The sequence below is a fragment of the Francisella sp. 19S2-4 genome (assembly GCF_036281795.1).
Classification (GTDB): Bacteria; Pseudomonadota; Gammaproteobacteria; order Francisellales; family Francisellaceae; genus Francisella.
In genome coordinates this window covers 1-24,043 of the sequence record NZ_JAWUZH010000001.1, presented here as the reverse complement: position 1 = coordinate 24,043, position 24,043 = coordinate 1, and the positions used below count along the sequence as shown (strand labels likewise).

Genomic DNA, 24,043 nt, shown 5'->3' with positions numbered 1-24,043 from the left:
AGTATACAAAAAAATAATAGCAAATTAATTTATCATTTTCAATTAATTAATTTTTGAAAAATTTATTTTTAAATAAAAATCTCGTATTTTTATATGAATCAAGACCTAGCAAGTCTTGAGTAATATTGCATTCTTAATCTAGAGCTTTCCTCTTCTCTTGCTTTTGCAGCAGCGGCTTCTGCGGCTTCTGCGGCTTCTGCAGCCTTTGCTGCCGCCTCTGCTGCCATCTCAGCCTTAGACTTAGTTAGAAAAGCTCCCATAGCTTTTAATGCTCCAGCAACTATAGAAGTAGCTTCTGGATCAGGAATTTCTTGATATTGAAAATTAGGAGCCGCAATTATCTCTTCATCTGTAAGTCTAATAGAACTAATACCTGATTTTAAAACTATAGCATCCTCTGTAATTACCAATGAATTCGTCCCACCAATACTTAAAGCAATATATTCATCATTTATAAACACCCCCGGAGTATTTGGTAATATAGTCTCATCACTCATCATATTCTGAAAAAGTATCTTCGGGGCAAATATTTTGCTAGACCTATTACTAACAAATGCTTGACTGCTCTTAGACTTAATCATCGAGACGCCACCAGACGTAAATATAATATCACCGTCTACTTTAACATTATAGTTTCCTCCAACATTTACACTATAATTCCCGGAAGCTTCAATCTCTCTATCTGGAGTTTCGAAAAATGTATAAGAAGCAAGGGTTTTTACAAGCTCAAAACTTGCTCCTGTTACATTAAAATCTATATTTATACCTGTTATAGTTCCTTCTGTATTTTCACCAACTATGGTATAGCTATTTGAACCAGCTCCTAGACTTAAATCCATATCAATCCCACCCATGGTTGCTGTATATGAATCACCATGTATCACAGAAAAACTATCTCCCAATATTTGCTCATAATTACTTCCTGCTATAGTTACTCCAGCCTTATCAGAATAGTCCAAGTTTGCCACCTCCTCAGGATTAGGACTTCCTTCTGGCATTGGAGACCATATCCAACCAAAATCACTACTCCAATACTTATCCAAATCAGTATAACCAACAGTATAAAACGAGTTTCCAAAAGGGCTGTATATTTTCACATACTCTTTATCTTCTTCATCACTAAACTCAACATAATTACCTTGAGCACTTTTAAATGCATATCCTTGGTCTGAATTTTCACTAGTTACTGGGTTCTCATTACTTGAATTTTGCATAGCTCCTATTATTATAGGCTTATCAGGGTTACCATATTCAAATCCTATAGATACTTCTAAATCCTTATGTAAGGGTATACTTGTACCATACTTATTACCTAAAAAAGACTCAATCTTTCGTATCCACCCTGAACCCTTACCAGGATCATCATCACTATGTAAAAATTTTATCTTATACCTACCCTGATCATCTAAATATGGAGTATCATTATCAGTCTCAGAATCAACAACTGCTGGGATGACTCCATCAATTTTTTTTACATGAGTTAATAATTGTGGTCTATACTGAGTTTTTAAAGGAATTGCTTTAAAATCTGTAGTAACTAATTGCATATCATCATCTTTCTCATTTTCATTTGAGAACTTTGATAGAAACAAAGCTCTTTGAGAAAAAGTTTGACTAACTGCTGTAATAAAATAACTATTATTATAATCTTTTCGGAAATGGTTCGTTAATTTAAAATAACGCCCAACTTTCATGTTAGAAAGGTTAGTACTTCCCATAAAAACATGTTCCATACATGCCATACCTTGACACCTTATGTTGATAATCCTTTCAATACTATTATTATCAATTGCATTCTCATCAAAAATAGTTACATCTCCTAGTCCTGTACTTGATATTTGCTTGGTCTGAGACATAGTTTGTGAATCATTTTCATAATCATAACCATTTAGTGTTAACGTTTTTGGCACTGTACTAGTATATGCAAAAAAGCTCATAACATAATTTCTCGTAGATGCATTATTTGATATTAAAGCATTTTTATCATAAAACAGGGTCCCTTCATTCTTACTAGATACAAATTTGGCTGAATTAGACTGATCTGTGAGAATTAAAAAATTAGATTTTTTACCATCCTTATTAGTTGCTTCATAATCATAATAATAATAAATACCTTCATATTCCAACCACCTAGATATAAAATCAAAGTATGTTTCTTGATATTGAAACACAAATTCTCTTTTAGTATATTTTTCTGTTACCACCTGTGCTTTTGGGTCACTCAAATAAATTTTATAATTTTTTAACCCCACTTTTTTAAAACATTCTTTTACTATTTCATCAATAGACATATTCAAAAAGACATTTGTGGCTTTTTGGTTCTTTAGTTTAACTATTTCTGGTTCTATAATAATTTTATACTCATATGAATCACCTATCTCATCAAGTTGATAAAACTCTGTAACTATTCCATATATATTATTTGCAGAGCCTTCATCATCAAAAGAAACTTCTAGTGTACTTTCTTGATACATAAAATCATCGCTATTTAAACTTCTCTTAGATGATAAAAAACTTACTTCACATCTATATGGATTTGATATTTCTGATTCATACGTATAATCAAGAACTGTTATATCATTATCACTAACACCACTAATATCTAATTTTATTTTCATACTTAAACCCTTTTTACATTTGACATGATGTAACTAACTGAGGAGGAAGCAATACCGCCCCTTCAGGATAGTTCATACTATTATGCGATTGTGGTACACCAGTATGTTGAGCAGGCTCGCCATTGACTGACACAATTTCAGACCCTTCCATAGGTTTACACTCACTACCTATTTCTTCAGAAACTACCCCTCCAAGCTCACCAGCCTCATCACCAGTTGACATAGGTATTGTTGATTGAAGAGTTCCTACAAACTGACCTGCTATTGTAAAGTTCTCAGCAAACCCCTCCATCTGACATAACTGTGCTATATTTGGATATGGTATAGGTTCTCCTTCTGGAGGAGTCTTACAAATATCTGCATCTCCCATTGAAAAACCTTCACCGGCTACGATTAGATAAAACATATTTTTCTCCTCAGATTATTTTGCTAGCATATAGAGACACTTTTAGCATTAATATTAGTATCATCATCAGATACTAAATTTATACTTTTTGCCTGTGCATTATAGTGACTTTTAACTATCAATCTTAGATCCTCTATTACACTCTGCTCTAAATCTGCTATTTCTTTTAGAAGCTGATTTGATTTGATTTGTTTGAAATCACTTTGCTCGTAGAGATCTTTAGCAAAGACCTTCATATTATCAACAACTGTTAACATTTTTGAAGCCACAACATCATACTCTAAAGAAACATTAGATATCGATGCTGCCTCAAAACTAAGCTTCTCTGTAGATTTGACGGATGTCTTATTTGGTAACTTAATATTTACTTCATCATCAGAGTATTGTCTTTCAACCACAGCAAAAATATAAAACTGATTTCTTATGTACTTAATAAGTACAAGATCATTTTCTATAGGTTCAATAAAACAACTAAAAGCTTTTTTTGCACTATATAAAACCCCATCAACATTTATTATAAAACTATTAGTTTCAATCTTAGTTACTACTGCTATATCTTCAGAGCTTTTGCCTAAACCCTCATCAAAATAATGAACTTTCGCATCTAAATTATCCATTTACCTGCCACTCCTCTGCTTGTTTTTTTAACTCATCAGTATATTTAATATTATTTGTCTTTGCTGATGCCATATTTGCCTTACCTTTAGTATCATGAAAAGCACAATAACTTAAGTCACTATTAGAAAAATCAGTCTCTTCAACCTTACTATAGTTCATATTCGAACAATGAAATATTGAATCTTTACAATTTGATGAAGACAGATCACTTTCATTAAAATTACCAAATGAAAAATCACTCGCCTCCAAGTTTGCATCAACGATCTGAGCATTCGAAAATTGACAATAGTGTGATTTGACCCCACTTAAGTTTGCTTGTGTAAGATTAGCGTGATAAAAATTAAGATAATTTCCTTTTATATCTGATAAATTGGCTTTTGTAAGATCTGCACGAACAAATGAGTTTTTCTCAAACTGCGAAATTCTACAAAAATCATTTGCCATCATTTCACACATATAAAAATTATTACTAATCAAAGATACTCTATTCCAGCTACAATCTTTAAAAGATGAATTACTAAAAACTACACTATCAAATTCACAATCATTAAAGCTAAAATCATCAATTTTGCTAGATTTTAGATTCCCATTAATAAACTTAATATCACTCATACTACTTTGAGTAAATTCAATACTATTCGCATTTAAACGTGATAAATCACTATTTTGGATCTTAGATTTTATAAAAGACAATGATTTCAGCGATGCACTAACAAAGCTACATTCAATAAAATCAACATTACTAAACTCACAATCTGAAAAACTTACTTTTGAAAAATTACACTTTTCAAATATACAATCATCAAAAACCAACTGTTTAAAAGATGTAGCTTGAAAACTACTGTCTGAAATACGGCATCCAGATATAGTACTTTTAGAGATTACTTTTGCTACAAAATCTATGTCATTTAATACAAGTGAGTCTATTTTTTGATCTTTTATACTCTCATTATTGGAAAATATATTATCTTGTTTACTCTGTTCTTGATTCATCAATTTCCCTCACACTTTGTGCATCTTTAGCGGTTTCAAAGTTACTCTTAACTAAATTCCTATCAAAAATAGTCTGACCTAACTTTGCTTGATAAAAATTAGCTTCATATAGATTTGATTCTGTAAATACAGCCTTACTTAAGTTTGATTGATAAAAGTTAGCTTTAAGCAAATTTGAATTCTCAACTAAGCATCCCGATAAATTACATTTTGAAAAGATTATTTTTTTTGCTAAAACCTTATTAAATCTCTGTTCTGTCAAATCACACTTTTTGAATATTGAACTATTCATTTCAACACTTTCTAATGTGTTATCTTTAAAAGTTGAGTTAGAAACTTTTATACCTTGATGAAAATTTATTTGTTCAAAATTACTATTTATAATCTCAGAGTCATTAACTTGAAAACCAGACACTATAGCCTCACTAAAATCAACATCTGTGAGAAAACTTTTTCGAATATTAATCTTTTTAAGACTAGCGCCTCTTAGATTACTATATAATAACTTTGTGCTAGAGAAACTAACACCATCTAAAAAACTAGATGGTATATTTATAAATTCAATATTACTGTTTGTAAAGTTACTATTATTTAATATAATTTTCTCAGCGTTAACTTTATTAAATACAACTTTATTAAATACACTCAACTCTACGCTACATTGACTAAGTTCTGCTAAAGAAATATTGCAATCATCAAAACTACAAGTGTTTATAAAAAACTTATAAGCAGTAAGATTTGATAAATTTGTTTGTTTAATTATTACATTTTCAAACTTAGCATTCGTAATGTTAGATCCTGTAAACTTACTCTCTCTAATAGATACACTTTTAAGGTTTAAATTTTCACAAATACTATTTGAAAAATCAGATGATAAAATGCTTAGATTTTCAAAAGACACATCTGTTAACTTAGCATCTCTAAAACTAGTTTTATCTATAATACTTCTATCAAAGATAGTCCCCTCTAATCTGGCATTTTCAAATTTAGCATCTGTCAAATCACAATCAGAAAAATCATAGCTCCTTAGATCTTGATTTGAGAAATCTCTACCCACACAGTTTTTATCCACCTCATTTTCGGCTTCAACCTTTTCTGACTTATACTCAGAATCTAAAATCATTTTTGCAATTCTATCAGCACTTTTTTTTAAGTCATCTTCAGGAATTTCCTTTAATTTATCTTTTGGAAGTATCGCCTTTAGTTTTTCTAGCTGTTCAGAAATCATTTGTGGCAATCTTGCTGCACTTTGCTTAATGCTAGTGTTAGCATTTTGGACTTCTGATATTTTTTTATATAAGTCAACATTTGAGACTTTATTATTCAAATCTGATATTTTTTTATCCACAAAACCTTTTATAGCTTCAGAAATTGATTTTCCTTGTGTTTTACCATCAATTATGTCTTGAATCTCTTGAGGTGGCTTATATGACTTATGTTTTTCAATATACTCACCGTATTTACTTTTTACTTCTGCTATTTTTTGTTCTGCTTTTTTCTTGGCTTCAGCAATATCTGGAGAAACTTTAACTTTTGGCTTCGTTATTTTCTCTTTTATTTCTGGTTTTTTAATATCTAGTTTTTTTTCTACCTTAGAGGGCTTCTCTTGTTCATATGGATCTACTATAGATATGCTTTCTATATTAGAATTCTCCTGATCCAATACATCAAGTTGTCCATGCGAAATAACCAGTGCGATATTCTTAGTCGGGAAAACCCATAAAACATCAGCTTTTAAGTCTAATTCTTTATTCTTATCCGTATTTATCTCTTTATAAAATGCCTGTAGCTTTTTCGCAGGTAATGAGTAAGCTCTATACTCAGTATCATAATCATCTTTAATATAGAAAGATTCTCCCCACTTAAGCTCATCTTCTAACTGTTGATCTTTCGGTGCTAATTGAAAAGCAGTTTTATCGCAGTCATCTGGTAATGCAGGCCATTTTTCAAAAAGCCATTTTTTATCAAAAGTTCCTTTTGGTTTCTCATAGCTTTCACTATCTGGATTTAGCGGTAAAAAATCCTGCTTTAATGCCGATTTTTCTGACTCTAAAATTTTAAAACTATAGCTTTCTATATTCTGATCATCACAGTATATAAAATACTCTTGATATTTTCTTAAAATACCATTATCAAATATAACATTGTTTTCTGTAAAATATTTTAGTATATCGCTTAAATCTTGTTTGTCTAACCATTTGTTACTATCTAGATAAAAGCCTGAATAGATAGAAATATTTAAAAAGAACTTTTTCTTATCCCATGTTGTTTTTTTTGCAAAAAGAAAGTGATTTGGTACTTCAACTTTCATAATATTCCTTAAATCTTATAAAGAAACTGTAACTCTTCCATTTGATGTCAATACTGTAGTAATAACTAACGGATTATTTGAACCACGAATCTTTCCCATAATCGAGAGTTTTAATTTAGATGAATCAGTTAAATCTGATTCACCTTTAATTACTCTATCTACCAAGAACCTTGGCTCATATATAGAGATAACATCTTTAATTATTGATTCTATTTTATTTGATTCCAGATTATAAAAATCTGGAACACCATAATTATCAGATAATTTAACATTACCTTGCTTAGTATTTAGAATAAAACCAATATGATCTATTATGGACTCCGTTAGATCATACTCACTAAATTCTTTAAAACGAGAAACTTTACCTGATTCCCATGCACTAAGCCTCTCAAGAAGTCTAAGTCTATGCATACAGATTTATATAGTTCCCCAATCGTAACTCATTTGTTTATTATGAACTGTATCTTGCTCTTCTAACTTCTCATATGATATTTCAACTTCTACACGAACTGGTTTTGATGCATTATCAGAATCATGTGCATCTGGTAACACTCTTTTTACACTACATACTATCCCACCAGTAGCTTTAATTACATAAACAGTTTTCTGAACACCGGTTTTATCTAATATAGGAAATGAAAAAGTAGCTTCTGTTATATTGTCTCCTGTTAAACATGCTTGCTTTAATTCGGCCTCATATGATCCCATATGCGTTCTAAATTTAATTGGTGCCGGTTTTGCGATTGATCCAGTCCCTCCTTGCACACCTTGTGCATTAACAGCCATTGAGATATTTTGCTCAAACCTAGTGATCAGTATTTGTTGAGAAAACTCAGGTTTTAACTGCATAGGATCACTAATTGCGCCATTTTTCTCTGTTGTTAGTTTTAAAAATGCAAAATTTGCCATTTTATTTCTCCTTTTACGATTGATTTATTGTTTATCTAGTTTCCCAACTAAAGATAAAGTAAAACTAGCACCCATATATTTAAAATGGGGCTTAATACTAAGCTTGACTCTGTACCAGCCAGGCTCACCTTCTACTGAAGCCACTCCAATATGTGCCTCTCTAAGAGGACATCTATTTTTAACGTCTGCTAAAGGATTCTCCATATTTACAACATATTGATTTATCCAATCATTTAACCCTTTCTCTAAATCGCTTTTTTCTTTCCAGCTACCAACATTTTCTCTTTGTAAAACTTTTATATAGTGAGAAAGTCTAGATATGATAAATAAATACGGAAGTTGGCCACCAAGCTTGTAATTAGTCTCAGCTTCTCTACCCTCATCAGTATTTGGGAAAACTTTAGGCTTTTGACATGAGTTAGCTGAGAAAAATACAGCACTGTCACTACCTTTTCTCATCCCTAAACTAATAAATCCTAGTTCTGATAGTTCATATTCTCTTCTTTCAGAAATCAAAACTTCTGTTGGTATCTTTGTTTGAGTTTGTCCTAAAGATTTAAAGTTATATATTGGAAGATTCTCTACAGCACCACCACCTTTAGGACCTATGATATTAGCTGCCCAACGATATTTCGCAAAGCTATCATGAGCCCTACTTGCTAAAGTAAAGCATGAATTACCCCATAAGAACTTATTATGACTTTCTGAAACATCTTCAGTATAATCAAAGCTTTTAGTTTTTACAGTATCTTCACTATACGGTAATCTTAATAAAAACTTAGGACAAGTAAGGCCTACATAACGAGAATTCTCTGACTCTCTAAAACTATTCCACTGTGTATACTGTGGCATTTCAAAAATACTACTAAGATCATTTAAGTTAGGCAACTTAGTAAAACAATCTATTCCAAAAAACTCCGGAGCAACAGATGACAAGAATGGTGCGTGAGACATTGCACTTATACTTGCTATATTCTCAAGCAACCCAATATCTATAGCACTTTGAGTAAAACTATAGTTACCAACAATTGACGCATATGGTTGACCACCAAACTGCCCATACTCTCCCGTATAAACTAATTTATATAGTGCTGATTTTGTTATTTCAGGAACATCTTCAAAATCTTCTACCAACTCATCTTTAGTAGCATTTAAAATATTAACTTTTATATTTTCTCTAAAGTCAGTATTATCAACTAAGTATTTTAGTGACCTCCATGTTGATTCAAGCTCTTGAAACTCTTCATTATGCAATATTTGATCAACTTGCTTAGATATTTTCTTATCTAACTCAGCTAGCATTCTATTAATTAGTAAACTTGAAATTTTTTCATCTTCAAACTCAGGTTTGCAAATTTCATCGACTAATGCTTTTAGACCAAGCTTAGCAATATTTGCTGTATTTTCTTCTGCAGATAGGTTTGATACATCAAGTAATTCATAAACTAGCCCTTCATTTAAATCAACTTTAAATTCTTCCAAGACTTTTTCTTTCACTTCAGACATTCTACTTATCCTCTTCTTTATAAGCTAATTCTTTTATTAACTGTTCTTTTGCTGTAGGATCCTTCATAATTGCAGCTAACTTTTTCTTGAATTCTGGAACATTTCCCAATGGACTTTTAAGAGTCTTTAGAGCATTTCTTAATTCAATTAACTTTGCTAGGCTAGGCACTTGTTTCACAATGCCATCAGGTGAAAAATCAGATAATGATTCAAACTTTAAATTAACAGGAAGTTGATTTTCTTCATCATCTTGTTCACCAGTTAATTTATTAGCCACATTGATAGATAAATCTAATTGCTGCTCTTTTAAAACATCATTAAAATTATCTTTATTAACATCTATAACACTTCTTTCAGAAAGAGGAGTATTATCATGTCCTGATTTAAACTTACCAATGACTAATGTTTTCATTGGTAACTCTACACTTTCTTCAACATTTCCTGTTGCAGCACGATAGACAATATTAATCCTTTCCTTAGGTGCAATCGAAATATCTTTACTCATTTCAAGCTCTCTCCTTAAATACTTATTAAATTATTTTTAAATTTTGCTGTAAAATTTAATTGCTTTTATATAATTTTTAATTACCTTACTTAATAATTGTTTCATATTATAATAATTTTTACAAAAAAATAAATTCAAATTATCTTAAATTAATAAAAACATAAAATTCATGTAAAGTGATGAGATAAAGATTTAAATGACTTTCTACTTACTTATTTCATAAGAAAATATTGTTCTTAAATTCGTTAGTATATATAAAAAATAAGCTAAAGCTTTATATTAAACGATAAATGGACTAACTACTAAAGTAGCTGTAATGCACAAGAAACAAATAAAAACTTATAATCCTAACATTTAAAAATAATTAATGCAGATTATACTTATAATCTCCCTATACTAAAGTTTTAAAGTTTAATGGATAAGAAATATCAATATCATGATTTAGAGCTATTGGATTGCTTGTATATACTGACTTTATAGGTGGCGAAGATAGTTTACGCCTAGGCATTGGAAGCGCAGTGGCATAAATATTATAATCATCACCGCACTCTACTTCACCTACACTAACTCTAGTTTGCCCTGAGAAAGCTATATTCTTGTACTCTTGATCTTTTTTGGTATTAATCATATTAAATACCACTCTGTCTTCATTATTATAAACGCTTGGCTTAATACTTATATAAACATTACAAAGACTATCATCTGCAAAGCTGACTATTGGTAATACCGCTAAAGCTAATAATAAAAGTATATATTTAGATATTTTCATTACTTATATTTTTTTTTGATACATGCACAAGTAAGATGTTACCATGAATAAATATAAAGAAATAGTAAAATAAAAACTATATCTTTAAGGTTAAAGAATGTCTAGTTATCATCGCTTTTGCTAAGATATTCTGCTGTTTTTTGTGGAAGCTTATACGCCATATAACCAGCATCTCCAACAGCAAAACCTACAGCAGCAAGTGGTGCTACAACAATATTAACTATATCACTATCTCCTGAATGATGTTCACCATTATATAAAATAGCTTCAGTTTTAGCTACTCCTTCAAATACACCAACAAATGCGCCTATTGGAGCCATTGCTATTGATGTTATCCCTATACCTACATTAGTAACCGGCTTAACAATAATACTATCGAAAATATTACCATCTTTAGTATCAGAATCTTCTGTAGAATCTATATTATTTGTAGAAGAAGATTTATCAGAATCTCCATTAGATAAACCATAGTTAAATAGTGTAAAAAAAACAAATATACAAAATATTAGTTTTTTAGTCATAGTTTTTTTATCCTTTCGCATATTGAAAATACTGTTAAAAAAATTATTAGAATATTATTATAATTTAACAGTTTTATTCTGCATTAAAGTTTTTATATTTTCAAAGAATTTATTACTTATTCAGAACTATTTAATAAAAATATTTTAGCTAGATAAAACACAAAAGTAGCTTTAAATCAAATATTCTACGCTAACTCTAATACAGGAGGAGGAAATGAAGCACTTGAAACTTCATATCCAATTGAATTACTAAAACCTGTTGAAATTAAACCAAATAGTATTACTGCTGTTAATATTGTTTTTTTCATTTTAATCACCTCTTTTATAAAGTCGAATCTTATGTATCATTTTATGCAACACTTTCCTTGCTGTAAAATATATAAATTTTATTATTTTAATAAGAATATCTTATAATATATAAACTATTATAACTTTCAAAGATATCTATCGCATTGAGTTTAATGTCACTAAAACTTCAAAAATTTAATTTCTTCAGATAAAACAAATAGTAATAAACTCATGCCTGAATAAGTTATAAAAATAACAAAATTTGGGATTATATTAATATGCAACCTTATAGAAATATTATTAATAATTTAAACTTACATAATCCCTTTATATATGTTTAAATTTCCTTTTTTTATCTTTATAGCTATGATGTTAACTCCATCACCGGTGATGGGAAAGATTCACTTGATACTTCACCTTGAATTCCATAACTTAGCCCAGTCGAAACTAAACTCCAGACTACAACTGTTGTTAATATTACTTTTTTCATTTTGAGATTTTTCTTTAGAAACTTAGAAATTTTATGGTGCTAATTGTAGTCCCTATATAAATAAAAATAAAATATATATACCTTATACAGTATATAAGTATAACTTATATAAATCACTTAAAGTATAATTACCAAAGAGAGTAATGATAATAAAGATCTTAAACAAAAGCATAATAATTTTTTTTAAAACCTTAGTAAAAAGAAAGATGAGAATTTGGTATTAAAAATAAATTTTGATTATAATATTAATTGTCATAATAGTAATGGAGAAATATCATGCAACTAGATAACAAAGATAAAGTTTTTGAAATTTAAAATAAAATATTAGAAACAGAGATGGCTGGTGTCGTAAGATATACACACTATTCACTTATGATAATTGGTCACAATAGAATACCAATTGTAAGCTGGATGCAAGCACAGGCAAAGGAAAGCTTAACTCATGCTACAGAAGCTGGTGAAATGATTACTCATTTTGATGGGCATCCTTCCTTAGAAATTGCCGATTTAAGTGAAACGTATCAACACAATATTGATAATATCCTAAGAGAAAGCCTAGAGCATGAGAAAAAAGCTCGAAACTATTATTATGAGTTACTAAAGCTAGTAGAAGGAAAATCAATCTTACTAGAGGAATACGCTAGAAAACTAATAGTAGAAGAAGAGACTCATATCGGTGAAGTTGAAAAAATGCTTAAAAAATCTTATTAATAAAAACTAAAAATCATATTCTGAAAATCTAGTATTACCTAAATCTACTTCTGTCTAAATACATTCTATAATTGATTTATTCATAATGTTTTACCTTAAGTAATTGAATCTTATAATTAATATAGCAAGAAAATTCATAAAATTATTTTGCTGTAAAAATAAATAGCAATACTAATATAAATATGAGATATTAGAATACAAGAAAATATTATATTAACCATTTATGCAACGACGTAACTATTTAATGTCAATGATGATGCTCAACCTAGGCACTGTTGTCGAGGTTGGGCTTAAATGGTTACAGGAAAGCGCATGTAATTAATTTAATCCCCAATACCAGTGCCTAGGAAAGTTAAGGTTTAGTCCTCTAAACCGATTTCTTAAGCGCTAACCAATAAAATAGGTACTGGTATGACACGATATTATAATAGTTTTTCCCAACAAATCATTGTATTAAAATTTGGAAGTTCAATATTAAAATCTTTTGCAGACTATAGATACGTTATTGATGAAATAAAACGTTTTATTGATAAAAAGTATAAAGTTATCGCAGTAGTTTCAGCAATCGGTAATACTACTAATAATCTAATAAATGAGCAACTCAAATACTCTAATCAAAAGCTTAATACTAATACAAAATCTTACGCTCTATTTCTTGCTACAGGAGAACTTCAATCTGCCGCTTATATTACATCTAAATTACAAGAAGAAGGTTTTAAAAGCGATCTTATTGATAATCCAATCATTGCTGAAGGTAGCTATGATGAGGCTAATCCTATTGATATTTATGAGAATCTCTTTAACGAAAGCTTTAATAACAATCAAGTTATAGTTGTTCCTGGATTCATAGCTAGTAATAGACTTAATGAAACTTGTCTTTTAGGAAGAGGAGGCTCAGATCTAACTGCTTTATTTATTGCACATAAATTAAAAGCACGATGTATTTTATTAAAAGATGTTGATGGTATTTATGAAGATGATCCTAAATTATATCCAAAAGCTAAACGTTTAAATCGTTTAACATACGATTATGCCATCAATAAAGTTACTCAAGCAGTACAAAATAGAGCAATAATTTGGGCTCAAGAAAATTATCTGGCTTTTGAAATTGGAGCTATCAACAGCAATAGCTATACAACATTAGGAGCTTTACAAAATAGTTTCATCAACTCTGATAATGATAGATTTTTTAAACATAGTGCATAGTGAAATAAATTATTAAAAATCAAACATACAATAATGTATAAGGAATAAAAATGAAAACTCATATTTTAGGATTACCACGCATAGGTGAAAAACGTCAATTAAAATTTGCTTTAGAAAATTATTGGCAACAAAAAATTTCCAAAGATGAATTAATAAAAATAAGCAACAAAATAAAAGAAAGTAACTGGCAATTACAAGCACAGAATAATTTAGATTTTGTGACTGTTGGAGATTTTTCTTGGTATGATCAAGTACTTGATACAAGTATATTATTTAATGTTATACCTAAAAGATTTAACTTTGAAAATGAGGATGATCTTAACACTTATTTTTGTATAGCTCGTGGCCAAGCACCTAATAAGAGTCCGCAAAGACCAAGTGCTATGACAAAATGGTTTGATACTAATTATCACTATATTATCCCAGAGCTAGCATCTAATCAGAAATTTGATCTTAACTCTAAATGGCTTATAGATGAAATAAAACATGCCCAATCACTAGGTCATAAAGTTAAACCAGTTATACTAGGTCCTCTAACATTTTTATATCTAAGTAAATGTTCTGATAAAGATTTTAACAAACTATCTTTATTAGAACCGCTATTGATACAATACCAGCAACTAATTAAATTATTAAAAGATCATAATATAGAATGGGTACAAATAGATGAGCCTATACTTGTTCAAGATATAACTGATGAATACAAACAAGCATTTATCAAAAGTTATCAGACTTTAAAAAATAATAATATAAAAATACTTTTAACAACTTATTTTGGTGAAATAGATGATTATTTAGATTGGTTAAGCGATCTACCAGTTGATGGTATACATCTTGACCTTAGCCATCATTCAATAGATCAAATCAGTAAATTTATTAATAAATATACAGAAAAGAAAGTAGTTTCTTTAGGGATTATTAACGGTAGAAACATATGGAAATCTAATTTTGAGAAAATAGTTAATGATTTTGAAAAAATAAACTTAAAACATACAAATAATATATGGATTAGCAGTAGCTGTTCTTTATTACATGTGCCTTATAATCTTGAACTTGAAACAACTTTAGATCCTCAAATTAAAGATTGGTTAGCTTTTGCAAAACAAAAAACCCAAGAAATTGCAGATATCAAATACATCCTAGAAAATCCAAAAGAAGAAAAAAGCATCAGCTTAATTCAAAAAAATAGTAGTTCAATTAAATCACGTAAAGAATCTCAATTAACATTTAATGATAATGTTAGAAATATAATTAACTCTTTAACTAATTCTGATTTTGAGCGTAAATCTAAGTTCTCTGAACGTATTAAATTACAACAAGAAGAACTTAATTTACCTATATTACCAACTACAACAATAGGATCTTTTCCACAAACAATAAAAATTAGAAATATTAGGAAAGATTATAAAACTGGCAAATTAACAAGTAGTCAGTATGAGGATTTATTAAAAGAAGAAATAAAAGAAACAATAAAAATTCAAGAAAAAATTGGTTTAGATGTACTTGTCCATGGTGAGCCTGAGAGAAATGACATGGTAGAATATTTTGGTCAAAACTTAAGTGGCTTCGTAGCTACTGCTTTTGCTTGGGTTCAAAGTTATGGTTCTAGATGTGTTAAGCCTCCTATAATTTATGGTGATATTGAACGTAAACAAGCTATTACAGTTGAATGGAGTAAATACTCACAGTCACTAAGTGATAAATATGTAAAAGGTATGTTAACAGGACCAATTACTATTCTTAGTTGGTCATTTGTTAGAGATGACATCCCACTTGAAGAAACTGCTAAACAACTTGCTATAGCATTACGTGATGAGGTTAATGATCTTGAACAAGCTGGAATAAAAATTATCCAAATTGATGAACCTGCATTTAAAGAAAGATACCCATTAAAACAACATAAAATACCATCTTACATATCATGGGCTGTAAATTGTTTCAAATTAGCATCAAGTGGAGTTGCTGATACAACTCAAATCCACACACATATGTGTTACTCAGCATTTAATGATATTATTAATGAGATTACTCTACTGGATGCCGATGTCATAACAATTGAATGTGCTCGTTCAGATATGGATCTACTTAATGCATTTAAAAAACATCATTATCCAAATCAAGTAGGTCCTGGAGTATATGACATACATAGTCCTAATATCCCTACAGAAGAAGACATCTATGTAAAAATAAAGGAAATATTAAATTATATTCCTGCTTCACAACTATGGATAAACCCTGATTGTGGTTTAAAAACACGATCATGGGAACAAGTAATACCATCTCTACAAAATATGGTAGATGCTACTATCAAACTTAGAGATGAATTTAAAATAATTAATTAAAGGCAAGGTAAATATGAGCAATCTACCATGTAAATTAAGCTTTGAATTATTCCCTACAAATAAGCAGTTTGAAAATAATAAGATATCAAACACTATTCAAAAATTAAAAGAATATAATCCTAGTTATATTTCTGTAACTTTTGGTGCTGGTGGATCTGAGTCTTATAAAAACTCAAAAAGCTTAATAAAATATCTACGTGAAAGTAATATAGAAGTAGTACCACATCTTACATGTTTCCACTTAAATAAACCTCAAATATTTAATATGCTACAATATTTTATTAGTTTAGGTATTAATAAACTTATAATTGTCCGCGGAGATATCCCAAAAGATATAAGAAATTATAAGGTTTGTTTTAATTATGCCTATCAACTTATAGATTACATAAGGCAAATAAGTGGAGATTATTTCCATATTACAGTAGCTGCTTATCCTGAGTTTTATCCAGAATCAAAAACTCTAGATGAAGATATAGACAACCTTAAACAGAAGATTGATGCTGGAGCTAATCATATTATAACCCAATATTTTTATAGCATTGATGCTTTTTATCATTTCCAAAAAATGTGTATTGATAATGACATAAAAGTTCCAATAACTGCAGGGATTATGCCAATTGCTAATTATCAAAAATTAAAAAAATTTTCCTCAATTTGTCAAGCGGATATACCAAAATGGTTGGACAAACGTTTAGCAGAGTATCAATATAATTCAGACATTTTCAATAATTATTCATGTGATATAGTTACTAAACTATGCTATGGATTAATTCAGATGAAGATACATGGCTTACATTTTTACACACTAAATCAAGCTGAAGCTTCTGAAAATATTATAAAAAAACTATTACAATAATTGTTTATACAGCTTATTTAACTGACTAATCTAAAATAGTGAATCTAAAAAATTGTAGAGTATATGGATAACTATTTATTTAGAATAATTTAATAAAATACATCAACCAATTTTCACCTCACTTTCATCACACAAACTTTTCACTATATCCTAAGATATTGCCAAACATTATTAGATATTAAAGTTATTGTAAGCTGTGTCTAATTACTAATATTTTTAATCAAAAAGAGCTATAATTATTTTTAAGCTACTTTTTGTAATCCTATTTTAAATATGAATTCTAGATCTATTGGCTCAATTTTTCTTATAATTGGTACGACTACTGGTGTCGGTATGTTATCACTACCTTTAGTTGTAGCTGCATGCGGCTTTACCACTGCAATTATACTCTTAATCTTGTCATGGAGCATTATGTATATTGCAGCTATAAAACTTTTAAATACTTGTGCTGAACATCCTATTGGTGCTAATTTCACATCAATTATGTACTCAAAAGTACCAAAGCCATACTTAATATTTTTTACTCTTATCTACTTACTTTTCTTTTATTCAATGCTTTCAAGCTATATTTCTCAGGGCTCTTCACTTTTATATAGTATAGATGGCGTGAATAATTTAAATGAATCACAAGTTGGAATATCTTCAATTATTTTCATACTAATATTTGGAGCTTTAATATTTAGTTATAAAGCTAGTGACTATACAAATAGAATTCTTGTTATTTTAAAATTTATATTTTTTATAATAGCCGTAGTAATTATGTTATTTTATATAAATACTAATTATTTAAGTGATGCTCCTTCAGGAACATCCGCAATCATATATGCTTTTCCAACTATTTTACCAGCATTCGTCTTTCATAGTGTAATCCCTTTTGTTTATGAGTATCAAGAAGGTGATGTTAAACGTATAAAAAAAGATATATTAATAAGTAGTGTAATAGTTTTAATTATTTATATAATATGGATTTTTGCATCTTTAGGAGTAGTTCCTCAACATAATACATATAGTTTTCATAGTCTCTTTTTATCAAATAACTATACACCAAGTGGCTTAATACAAGAGATTAATGCAATATCAAAATCAAACACGCTAGAAGTAGCACTAAATCTATTTATTCACATTGCAATAATAACATCCTTTATAGGTGTTAGTATATCTTTGGCTCATTACATTCGTGATCTATTTAATAAATATAATAAACACTTAAGCAATTTAATTTTAGTACTAATATGCTTTATTCCTCCATTAATGTTTACAGTATTATGCCCTGCGGAATTTATTCTTGTGCTACAATATGCGTCTATATTTACTGTCATAATATTTATTTATACCCCAATGTTTCTTAGTACAAAAACAGATCTTAAAGTATATTTCTCCCATACATATATGGTATCTATGGGGAGTGTGATTATACTATTTGAAATCTTCAATCTATTCTACGAAACAAATCCTTTTATGGGGTTATAATTTTAAACTTTCAATAAAATTTAATATTCTCAACCAAGTATTAATGCTTAGAAAGTAGCCATATTGACCTTTTAGATGCTTTAATAATATTTATTTTTAATAACATAATATAACAAATACGCTAATATGTTTTTTGATGTCAGAAAATACGATTATGATATATTAAATTTTCTAAAAGAACTTACCTTCTTCTATTTAGAAGAAAATTAAATTTTATGAAATAAGAATATGGTGCGGGGCCGGAATTAATGTATAAGCCTCAAACCTTTTATTATCAATGCACTAAAATATAACATACAATCTTAGTATGTACTTTAGTATGTACTTTGCTCAAAGTGACCCACCTATTTTTGGTATTTTTATTTAATATGCTAACTGCATTACTGGAGGTGGGAAAGAACTACTAGAAACTTGAGTTGCTATATCATAACTAAAACCAGTTGAAACTAAACCTAAAGTGACTGTTGTTGATAATATTACTTTTTTCATTTTGATGATCTCTTATAATGCATAAATTTTATACTGCTATTATGACCTTTGATTTATTTAAAGTTAAATATATAGTTTTTATGAATACGATAAGATTAAGTTATGTAAAGGGTTTTATATTTACGTCTAGTTAGTTCTTTTTATAATATCTCGGAGAAACTCCTTTTTTATAGCGTTCGAAAACCTAAAAAGTAGTGGTTATGTCATGGTTACTCTTTACTTGTTAGTTCTTCTAAACTAGGTACATTTTCATTTATATTATTTAGATCTATTTCTCCGTATGTTCTCTTATCCCATAGCTTGAGTTTTGATATTGTATTAATTGCTTGTATTTTTTCTCCCATAGTAGATTCATCACTATCAATAATGTCATCTAACTTATTTAGATAAGTCTCTCTAGTTCTTAATGTACCTAATAACTCTCTTTTTCTTACATTATTAATGAAAGCTATTATTTTCTTATTCTTCATGAGCTTACTAGCTTCATTCTTTATAGTGTCATACTCCATATTCTCACAATCATAAGCCATCATATAAGCTTCCATTTGATATTCACCTAAAAGAATTTGCTTACAAAACTCTAATTGTTTAGCTGTTAAATCTGTTTTCATTGCTTTTATACCCATGTGTAAACCTTGTCATTTTTGCATTACAAATGTCAGGTTAAATTTTAATAAAAAATATAGCTGTATTGCTTATATAACATACATATTAGTAAATTAAAAAGTTTAAGAATTACCCCCATTATAAGAAGTTAATAAGATTCCTGTTAAATTTGTAAATTAATGACTTAACTATCACACTATAACCCACCCCATGCTGACTAGCTGTGTTCTTTAGAGTTTGTAGCTCATTTTCATCAATTCTTACATTTATAGGTGTCGTTTTACTTTTAAACTCTATAGTATGGTTTTCTTCTCTCATCTCATTATTCCTAAGTCTTGTTCTACTATTTCACCATTAGCTACTTTATATATCTCACCAGTTCGTTTATCTCCAAATACAAAGCTAGTATCACTAGTTCTAACAATATATTTAGTCTTATCAAACCAGTTATATAAAGCCATTGGTTGAGTCTCTGCATTGGTAGGTAATTTATAACCACACTCCCAAGCTATTTCTCTCATATTCTTCATATTTAACCTTTATTTTGTATTACAGTTGCAAGTGTATGTAGTGCAATTTGTATTACTTTTGATGTTATATGTAGTATATATTTAGATGAATTTGTAGGATTTTGGAAAGTTTAATATATATCGTTTACACAACTTATATTAATCATGATTATTACTTATACATTCGTTATTAGTAGCATAATAATTTTTAATAATCGAACTATAAGACGCTCTAGTTTTATTTGACAGCTTAGTGGTTTTTAATTCTGTTGTAAGGAATTTACATATAGATGTCTTTAAGTTACTAGATATTGGCACTATATAACTAGCTTGTTCTATAATTCCATCATTAGTTTTTATAGTCTTTGCGGGATTTAATGGTAACAGTGCTATCTTTGCTTTATCTAAAAAAATGAAGTACATATAATCATTATCTTTAAGTAAAAAAGAAATTTTATTATTCTTCTGTATATTGCTTATTACTGAATTCTTGATAGAAGTTTTTATTTGATTATCAATATAAGTAAATATTAGCAAAGTTGTAAAAGGTATTAAAAAACTAAATAATAATATAAGAGTAGTTTTAGAATTTTGTTTTTTACTAGTGGCAGACATTTTTAAAGCATCTTTTTTTATGTTCTTATTTGACATATCGATTCCAGAGAAAAAATATGTGACTATAAAAAAATAACTAAACAGTATTACTACAGGCCATGTAAAAAATTCCTTAGAGGATGTATACATAAGTAATTGAAAAAAATACAGAATATAATCTATAAAACTAATATTTATATAATTATTAATTCCATAATACTTTGTAAAACAACTAATATAAAATGCTCCCATCAAAAATGCTATACTTGAAAGCCCTACAACAGGTTTTAACGAACTAAAGATATTAGAAAAAAGCTTATTCATAGAGGTTCGTATTTCTTTAGAAACCTTATACCCTTCTGTTTTTAAACAAATTATATCTTTAGTCGATCTAAGGAGCTTTATTAAAGCAATATATAATGATTTAAGCTTTCCACTACATTCTCTAGATTGATTAACAAAATTAAAAAAGTCATATAATACTATAGTTGTAAGAATAGATAAGAAGAATCCTAAAACAATACCAATGAGAGCATTAAAAAATATCACTATTAACATTAATTCGAGAGAGTTATTTATATAGTTGGTTAATATATCTTATCAATAATCAACAACCTAAGCCCAACACTAACCTTTAACTATTCTAATCTTTTACTAGCTATCAACTCTCTAAGCCATATATTAGCCTTATGTTTACCGTTACTTTCTTTTTGATGCTCTAATACAGTTTTATTAAATTCTTTCTGATAGATTTCTTTATATTGGCTAAGTATCTCTCTTTTAGTCTTATCACTTTCAAAATAGGTCATGGTATCTATAAATTTATAGTCTAAGAAACTAAGATTAATATCTCCTAATATTTCATTTATCAAAGTGTATTTATTCATCTGCTTATCTCCTGTTCATACTTTGAACATTTTTGTGAACATTACCGTGAACAGATGTTCATTTTCTTGTTCATTTAGGGATCTGTGTTCACGCTATAATGAACATGATTTTTAGTGTTTGTTCACGTTTTGTTCATCTATATGTTCATACATCTACATACTAAAACCATTATAAATAAAGGCTTTTAATGTTTATGTTTTGCTTATGTTCATTATTTGTTCATTAATATGTTTTAGATAAAATAGCCATGTTCACGGTTCATCAACTCTAAGACACGATATAAAATGAACAAGTTACTTTTTTAGATAATCTTTTTGCTTATTATGAGCTTGGATTATCTTATTTACCTTACCTACTGATATACCAACCTCGCTAGCAATATCTCTTTGAGTTAGTTTGCCTTCATGAAGATTTATAACCTCCTCTATAATAGATTGCTTAGCATTGGATACATTCCATACACCATTGACTAAATGAGCCTCTATTTCTTCTATTGGATTAGCATTGCGATTTTTGCCTATCTTGATAATAAACCTAGCTCCCTGCTCATTCTCATAGTCATTAGGTCGCTTTAAGCTAAGAACAGTATCTAACACATCTTGTTTAGCACTTGCACCCCGATTAGCTCCATTCTTACCCGCATGATCCACTATTAGCACGGTCTTATTTTTAGCTCTTAACTCCAATAACCAACTTTGAGTAAGTTTCCAAGCCTCTGTAGTATTTTCTTGTCCAGTTCTACATAAGCTAGATAGATTATCCAATATGATAAAATCAGCCCAGTCAGTTAAGTGTTTAATGGCTTGCTGTCCCTCTACTAGTGATATATCAGGCATTATTTGATTATCTTCCAAGGTATCACTACTTATTATTTTAAGGTTTCTATTATTGTTACACTCGGGTAACTTCTGTAGTCTGTCTCTAATCGACCTTAAAGGCATTTCACCATCTATAATAAGTACTTTCTTTGACTTAGTAGCTTTCCATCCCAAAAAGTCACTACCTGTTGATACTGCCCAAGCTATGCCTGTACTTACATGAGTTTTACCAACTCCAGCAGGTGCGTATATCATCACTAAATCTTTTTCTCTTATTAATGGCTCAAGCATGTAACTTTTTTCTTTTAAGTCCATATTGACAATGTCAGCCCAATCTAAAGCCCGCAATGGTTCTTGTTTTAAAATATTCTCATTATCTTCTATTGTTGTATATTCAATGTTACTCATTTCTTAAATTCTCTCTAGTACTCAAATAATCATTCCAGTCTGATAAACCTTTATCCATTTGCTCATCTGTCAATGGTGGTGGGTTTATATAAATACCTGGAATTGCTGCAGCAACCTCAATAGCTTTTTTCTCTCCTATACCGTGCTTATCTTTATCAGCCCATATATTTAATTCAGCATTAGGATATTTACTATAAAAGCTCTCTATGACATGAATATAGTTATTACAGTTAAATACACATATAACCGATATATCAGCCTTAAAATGCTCTACAAGGCTTAATACACTCATACCAGTAGCAAAACCCTCAACAAAGATAAAACTATCATTAGAGGATTTATTTAATATCAAACATGAGCCTTTAGCATGAGCATCTTTATAAAACTTCTTAAACCCATTTGTATATATCCCTTGTAAGCTCTGTATTTGATTATTAAAAGGTTCTACAGTACCAAAGCATGGAATTATCAAAACATCATTATATAAGCGTATTAATGGATGATTATTTATCTGTTTCTTTACTAAATAAGGGTGATCATCATTAGCCAATGGTAATGACTTATAAAAATCAGTTAATTTATTAGCTAAATCTTTTTTAGTATCTATTTCCTCCTGGTGTTTTCTTTGTCTAGCCTCTCTTTGCTTTCTTAATTCTACAAAGTCCTGTATCTCATATTTTGGTTTATCATTATCAATATAGGTATATTTATCGCCTGCCCAATCACCAAAGACATAAACATCATTATCTACCCTTTGAAGCCATAAGTTTTTATTATTGCCTTTCTTATTTTCATCATTAAATCTAATCCTATTTCCCACATCTATGCTATAATTAAATCCACTAGGCAATGAGTAACCGAGATTTGATACAAAAGTATTAAATTTATCTATATTCATTGTCTTACCCCACTAGTTTTCTACTTGGTTTTCTAGCTTCTACACCAATAGCAACAATTTCTTTAATATCTATAACTAAATCGTTATATTTAGGATTGATATATACCCCTACAAGCTCTTTAGTGGATATTTTTTTAAGCAAGACTATATTGTATTCATCTTGATAGTTTTTGATGATAGAGATGTTGTTCGGCTCGGCTTTGATTGATTTATCAAATAAGACTTTATCATTAAAAGACTGTTGAATAAATCTTTCAATTTCTATGAATAGGAATATTTTTGCTATTTTTAGTAAAAACTTAGCCTTAAATTGT

General features: G+C 29.1%; 27 protein-coding genes. 5 read left to right on the top strand and 22 right to left on the bottom strand.

What is annotated here, in order from left to right; translation table 11 throughout:
- Window positions 1–98 precede the first annotated feature (98 nt).
- The 13 genes from R8535_RS00135 to R8535_RS00075 all read right to left on the bottom strand — a co-directional run bounded on the left by R8535_RS00135 (window position 99) and on the right by R8535_RS00075 (window position 11,934).
- A complete protein-coding gene (locus tag R8535_RS00135; RefSeq protein ID WP_329495372.1) occupies window positions 99–2,618 on the bottom strand; it encodes a type VI secretion system Vgr family protein in 2,520 nt (839 codons plus the stop codon).
- Window positions 2,619–2,631: 13 nt separating this feature from the next.
- On the bottom strand, window positions 2,632–3,024 hold the full coding sequence (locus R8535_RS00130) for a DUF4150 domain-containing protein (protein ID WP_329495370.1): 393 nt from the start codon (window positions 3,022–3,024) through the stop codon (window positions 2,632–2,634).
- Between the two features lie 23 nt (window positions 3,025–3,047).
- Entirely contained in the window at window positions 3,048–3,641 is a 594-nt protein-coding gene (locus R8535_RS00125) for a DUF3540 domain-containing protein (RefSeq protein ID WP_329495367.1), read from the bottom strand.
- Entirely contained in the window at window positions 3,634–4,635 is a 1,002-nt protein-coding gene (locus R8535_RS00120) for a pentapeptide repeat-containing protein (RefSeq protein ID WP_329495365.1), read from the bottom strand. The genes R8535_RS00125 and R8535_RS00120 overlap by 8 nt, the downstream gene beginning before the upstream one ends.
- A complete protein-coding gene (locus R8535_RS00115; RefSeq protein ID WP_329495363.1) occupies window positions 4,616–6,946 on the bottom strand; it encodes a pentapeptide repeat-containing protein in 2,331 nt (776 codons plus the stop codon). The genes R8535_RS00120 and R8535_RS00115 overlap by 20 nt, the downstream gene beginning before the upstream one ends.
- 15 nt (window positions 6,947–6,961) lie before the next feature.
- A complete protein-coding gene (gene tssE, locus R8535_RS00110) occupies window positions 6,962–7,357 on the bottom strand; it encodes a type VI secretion system baseplate subunit TssE (protein ID WP_329495361.1) in 396 nt (131 codons plus the stop codon).
- 6 nt (window positions 7,358–7,363) lie between these two features.
- The gene (locus R8535_RS00105; protein WP_329495359.1) at window positions 7,364–7,855 is read right to left on the bottom strand and encodes a type VI secretion system tube protein Hcp; all 492 of its coding nucleotides are present in this window, start codon (window positions 7,853–7,855) and stop codon (window positions 7,364–7,366) included.
- Window positions 7,856–7,879: 24 nt separating this feature from the next.
- Window positions 7,880–9,361 (bottom strand): type VI secretion system contractile sheath large subunit, encoded by a 1,482-nt coding sequence (gene tssC, locus R8535_RS00100; protein WP_329495357.1) that lies wholly within the window; start codon window positions 9,359–9,361, stop codon window positions 7,880–7,882.
- A 1-nt stretch (window position 9,362) separates the two neighbouring features.
- The gene (gene tssB, locus R8535_RS00095; protein WP_329495354.1) at window positions 9,363–9,866 is read right to left on the bottom strand and encodes a type VI secretion system contractile sheath small subunit; all 504 of its coding nucleotides are present in this window, start codon (window positions 9,864–9,866) and stop codon (window positions 9,363–9,365) included.
- A gap of 391 nt (window positions 9,867–10,257) precedes the next feature.
- Window positions 10,258–10,635: a hypothetical protein gene (locus R8535_RS00090; RefSeq protein ID WP_329495351.1), complete on the bottom strand. Its 378-nt coding sequence runs from the start codon at window positions 10,633–10,635 to the stop codon at window positions 10,258–10,260.
- 101 nt (window positions 10,636–10,736) lie between these two features.
- Window positions 10,737–11,156 carry a hypothetical protein gene (locus R8535_RS00085; RefSeq protein ID WP_329495350.1) on the bottom strand — a complete coding sequence of 140 codons (420 nt, stop codon included), beginning with the start codon at window positions 11,154–11,156 and terminating at the stop codon, window positions 10,737–10,739.
- A gap of 185 nt (window positions 11,157–11,341) precedes the next feature.
- Window positions 11,342–11,464, bottom strand: coding sequence for a hypothetical protein (locus R8535_RS00080; RefSeq protein ID WP_329495348.1), 123 nt, complete (start codon window positions 11,462–11,464; stop codon window positions 11,342–11,344).
- A gap of 344 nt (window positions 11,465–11,808) precedes the next feature.
- The gene (locus R8535_RS00075) at window positions 11,809–11,934 is read right to left on the bottom strand and encodes a hypothetical protein (protein WP_329495345.1); all 126 of its coding nucleotides are present in this window, start codon (window positions 11,932–11,934) and stop codon (window positions 11,809–11,811) included.
- A gap of 321 nt (window positions 11,935–12,255) precedes the next feature.
- On the opposite strand from R8535_RS00075, the gene R8535_RS00070 reads away from it, so the two are divergent.
- The 5 genes from R8535_RS00070 (at window position 12,256) to R8535_RS00050 (ending at window position 18,519) form a co-directional block, all read left to right on the top strand.
- The gene (locus R8535_RS00070; RefSeq protein WP_329495511.1) at window positions 12,256–12,645 is read left to right on the top strand and encodes a ferritin-like domain-containing protein; all 390 of its coding nucleotides are present in this window, start codon (window positions 12,256–12,258) and stop codon (window positions 12,643–12,645) included.
- Window positions 12,646–13,056: 411 nt separating this feature from the next.
- Window positions 13,057–13,851: an amino acid kinase family protein gene (locus R8535_RS00065; RefSeq protein ID WP_329495342.1), complete on the top strand. Its 795-nt coding sequence runs from the start codon at window positions 13,057–13,059 to the stop codon at window positions 13,849–13,851.
- Between the two features lie 50 nt (window positions 13,852–13,901).
- Window positions 13,902–16,193: a 5-methyltetrahydropteroyltriglutamate--homocysteine S-methyltransferase gene (gene metE / locus R8535_RS00060; protein WP_329495339.1), complete on the top strand. Its 2,292-nt coding sequence runs from the start codon at window positions 13,902–13,904 to the stop codon at window positions 16,191–16,193.
- A gap of 13 nt (window positions 16,194–16,206) precedes the next feature.
- Entirely contained in the window at window positions 16,207–17,049 is an 843-nt protein-coding gene (locus R8535_RS00055; protein WP_329495337.1) for a methylenetetrahydrofolate reductase, read from the top strand.
- Window positions 17,050–17,322: 273 nt separating this feature from the next.
- Window positions 17,323–18,519 (top strand): aromatic amino acid transport family protein, encoded by a 1,197-nt coding sequence (locus tag R8535_RS00050; RefSeq protein ID WP_329495335.1) that lies wholly within the window; start codon window positions 17,323–17,325, stop codon window positions 18,517–18,519.
- A gap of 363 nt (window positions 18,520–18,882) precedes the next feature.
- On the opposite strand, the gene R8535_RS00045 is transcribed toward R8535_RS00050, so the two are convergent.
- The 9 genes from R8535_RS00045 to R8535_RS00005 form a co-directional block, all read right to left on the bottom strand.
- Window positions 18,883–19,008, bottom strand: coding sequence for a hypothetical protein (locus R8535_RS00045; protein ID WP_329495332.1), 126 nt, complete (start codon window positions 19,006–19,008; stop codon window positions 18,883–18,885).
- A 209-nt stretch (window positions 19,009–19,217) separates the two neighbouring features.
- A complete protein-coding gene (locus R8535_RS00040) occupies window positions 19,218–19,634 on the bottom strand; it encodes a terminase small subunit (protein ID WP_329495330.1) in 417 nt (138 codons plus the stop codon).
- 118 nt (window positions 19,635–19,752) lie between these two features.
- Window positions 19,753–19,932, bottom strand: coding sequence for a CopG family antitoxin (locus R8535_RS00035; protein ID WP_072711055.1), 180 nt, complete (start codon window positions 19,930–19,932; stop codon window positions 19,753–19,755).
- Window positions 19,929–20,144, bottom strand: coding sequence for a hypothetical protein (locus tag R8535_RS00030; RefSeq protein ID WP_329495329.1), 216 nt, complete (start codon window positions 20,142–20,144; stop codon window positions 19,929–19,931). The genes R8535_RS00035 and R8535_RS00030 overlap by 4 nt, the downstream gene beginning before the upstream one ends.
- A gap of 138 nt (window positions 20,145–20,282) precedes the next feature.
- Window positions 20,283–21,275 carry a hypothetical protein gene (locus R8535_RS00025; protein ID WP_329495327.1) on the bottom strand — a complete coding sequence of 331 codons (993 nt, stop codon included), beginning with the start codon at window positions 21,273–21,275 and terminating at the stop codon, window positions 20,283–20,285.
- Window positions 21,276–21,355: 80 nt separating this feature from the next.
- A complete protein-coding gene (locus R8535_RS00020; RefSeq protein ID WP_329495324.1) occupies window positions 21,356–21,604 on the bottom strand; it encodes a hypothetical protein in 249 nt (82 codons plus the stop codon).
- 294 nt (window positions 21,605–21,898) lie between these two features.
- Window positions 21,899–22,831 (bottom strand): AAA family ATPase, encoded by a 933-nt coding sequence (locus R8535_RS00015; protein ID WP_329495322.1) that lies wholly within the window; start codon window positions 22,829–22,831, stop codon window positions 21,899–21,901.
- On the bottom strand, window positions 22,824–23,729 hold the full coding sequence (locus R8535_RS00010) for a DNA primase (RefSeq protein ID WP_329495320.1): 906 nt from the start codon (window positions 23,727–23,729) through the stop codon (window positions 22,824–22,826). Before R8535_RS00010 ends, R8535_RS00015 begins: the two co-directional genes overlap by 8 nt.
- 4 nt (window positions 23,730–23,733) lie before the next feature.
- A partial coding sequence (locus R8535_RS00005; protein WP_329499460.1) for a hypothetical protein occupies window positions 23,734–24,043 on the bottom strand: 310 nt, incomplete at its 5' end.

Bases quoted from the DNA above. Each gene is read 5' to 3' on its own strand.
- R8535_RS00135 (WP_329495372.1), bottom strand. From the start codon at position 2,618: ATGAAAATAAAATTAGATATTAGTGGTGTTAGTGATAATGATATAACA.
- R8535_RS00130 (WP_329495370.1), bottom strand. From the start codon at position 3,024: ATGTTTTATCTAATCGTAGCCGGTGAAGGTTTTTCAATGGGAGATGCA.
- R8535_RS00125 (WP_329495367.1), bottom strand. From the start codon at position 3,641: ATGGATAATTTAGATGCGAAAGTTCATTATTTTGATGAGGGTTTAGGC.
- R8535_RS00120 (WP_329495365.1), bottom strand. From the start codon at position 4,635: ATGAATCAAGAACAGAGTAAACAAGATAATATATTTTCCAATAATGAG.
- R8535_RS00115 (WP_329495363.1), bottom strand. From the start codon at position 6,946: ATGAAAGTTGAAGTACCAAATCACTTTCTTTTTGCAAAAAAAACAACA.
- tssE (WP_329495361.1), bottom strand. From the start codon at position 7,357: ATGCATAGACTTAGACTTCTTGAGAGGCTTAGTGCATGGGAATCAGGT.
- R8535_RS00105 (WP_329495359.1), bottom strand. From the start codon at position 7,855: ATGGCAAATTTTGCATTTTTAAAACTAACAACAGAGAAAAATGGCGCA.
- tssC (WP_329495357.1), bottom strand. From the start codon at position 9,361: ATGTCTGAAGTGAAAGAAAAAGTCTTGGAAGAATTTAAAGTTGATTTA.
- tssB (WP_329495354.1), bottom strand. From the start codon at position 9,866: ATGAGTAAAGATATTTCGATTGCACCTAAGGAAAGGATTAATATTGTC.
- R8535_RS00090 (WP_329495351.1), bottom strand. From the start codon at position 10,635: ATGAAAATATCTAAATATATACTTTTATTATTAGCTTTAGCGGTATTA.
- R8535_RS00085 (WP_329495350.1), bottom strand. From the start codon at position 11,156: ATGACTAAAAAACTAATATTTTGTATATTTGTTTTTTTTACACTATTT.
- R8535_RS00080 (WP_329495348.1), bottom strand. From the start codon at position 11,464: ATGAAAAAAACAATATTAACAGCAGTAATACTATTTGGTTTAATTTCA.
- R8535_RS00075 (WP_329495345.1), bottom strand. From the start codon at position 11,934: ATGAAAAAAGTAATATTAACAACAGTTGTAGTCTGGAGTTTAGTTTCG.
- R8535_RS00065 (WP_329495342.1), top strand. From the start codon at position 13,057: ATGACACGATATTATAATAGTTTTTCCCAACAAATCATTGTATTAAAA.
- metE (WP_329495339.1), top strand. From the start codon at position 13,902: ATGAAAACTCATATTTTAGGATTACCACGCATAGGTGAAAAACGTCAA.
- R8535_RS00055 (WP_329495337.1), top strand. From the start codon at position 16,207: ATGAGCAATCTACCATGTAAATTAAGCTTTGAATTATTCCCTACAAAT.
- R8535_RS00050 (WP_329495335.1), top strand. From the start codon at position 17,323: ATGAATTCTAGATCTATTGGCTCAATTTTTCTTATAATTGGTACGACT.
- R8535_RS00045 (WP_329495332.1), bottom strand. From the start codon at position 19,008: ATGAAAAAAGTAATATTATCAACAACAGTCACTTTAGGTTTAGTTTCA.
- R8535_RS00040 (WP_329495330.1), bottom strand. From the start codon at position 19,634: ATGGGTATAAAAGCAATGAAAACAGATTTAACAGCTAAACAATTAGAG.
- R8535_RS00035 (WP_072711055.1), bottom strand. From the start codon at position 19,932: ATGAGAGAAGAAAACCATACTATAGAGTTTAAAAGTAAAACGACACCT.
- R8535_RS00030 (WP_329495329.1), bottom strand. From the start codon at position 20,144: ATGAAGAATATGAGAGAAATAGCTTGGGAGTGTGGTTATAAATTACCT.
- R8535_RS00025 (WP_329495327.1), bottom strand. From the start codon at position 21,275: ATGTTAATAGTGATATTTTTTAATGCTCTCATTGGTATTGTTTTAGGA.
- R8535_RS00020 (WP_329495324.1), bottom strand. From the start codon at position 21,604: ATGAATAAATACACTTTGATAAATGAAATATTAGGAGATATTAATCTT.
- R8535_RS00015 (WP_329495322.1), bottom strand. From the start codon at position 22,831: ATGAGTAACATTGAATATACAACAATAGAAGATAATGAGAATATTTTA.
- R8535_RS00010 (WP_329495320.1), bottom strand. From the start codon at position 23,729: ATGAATATAGATAAATTTAATACTTTTGTATCAAATCTCGGTTACTCA.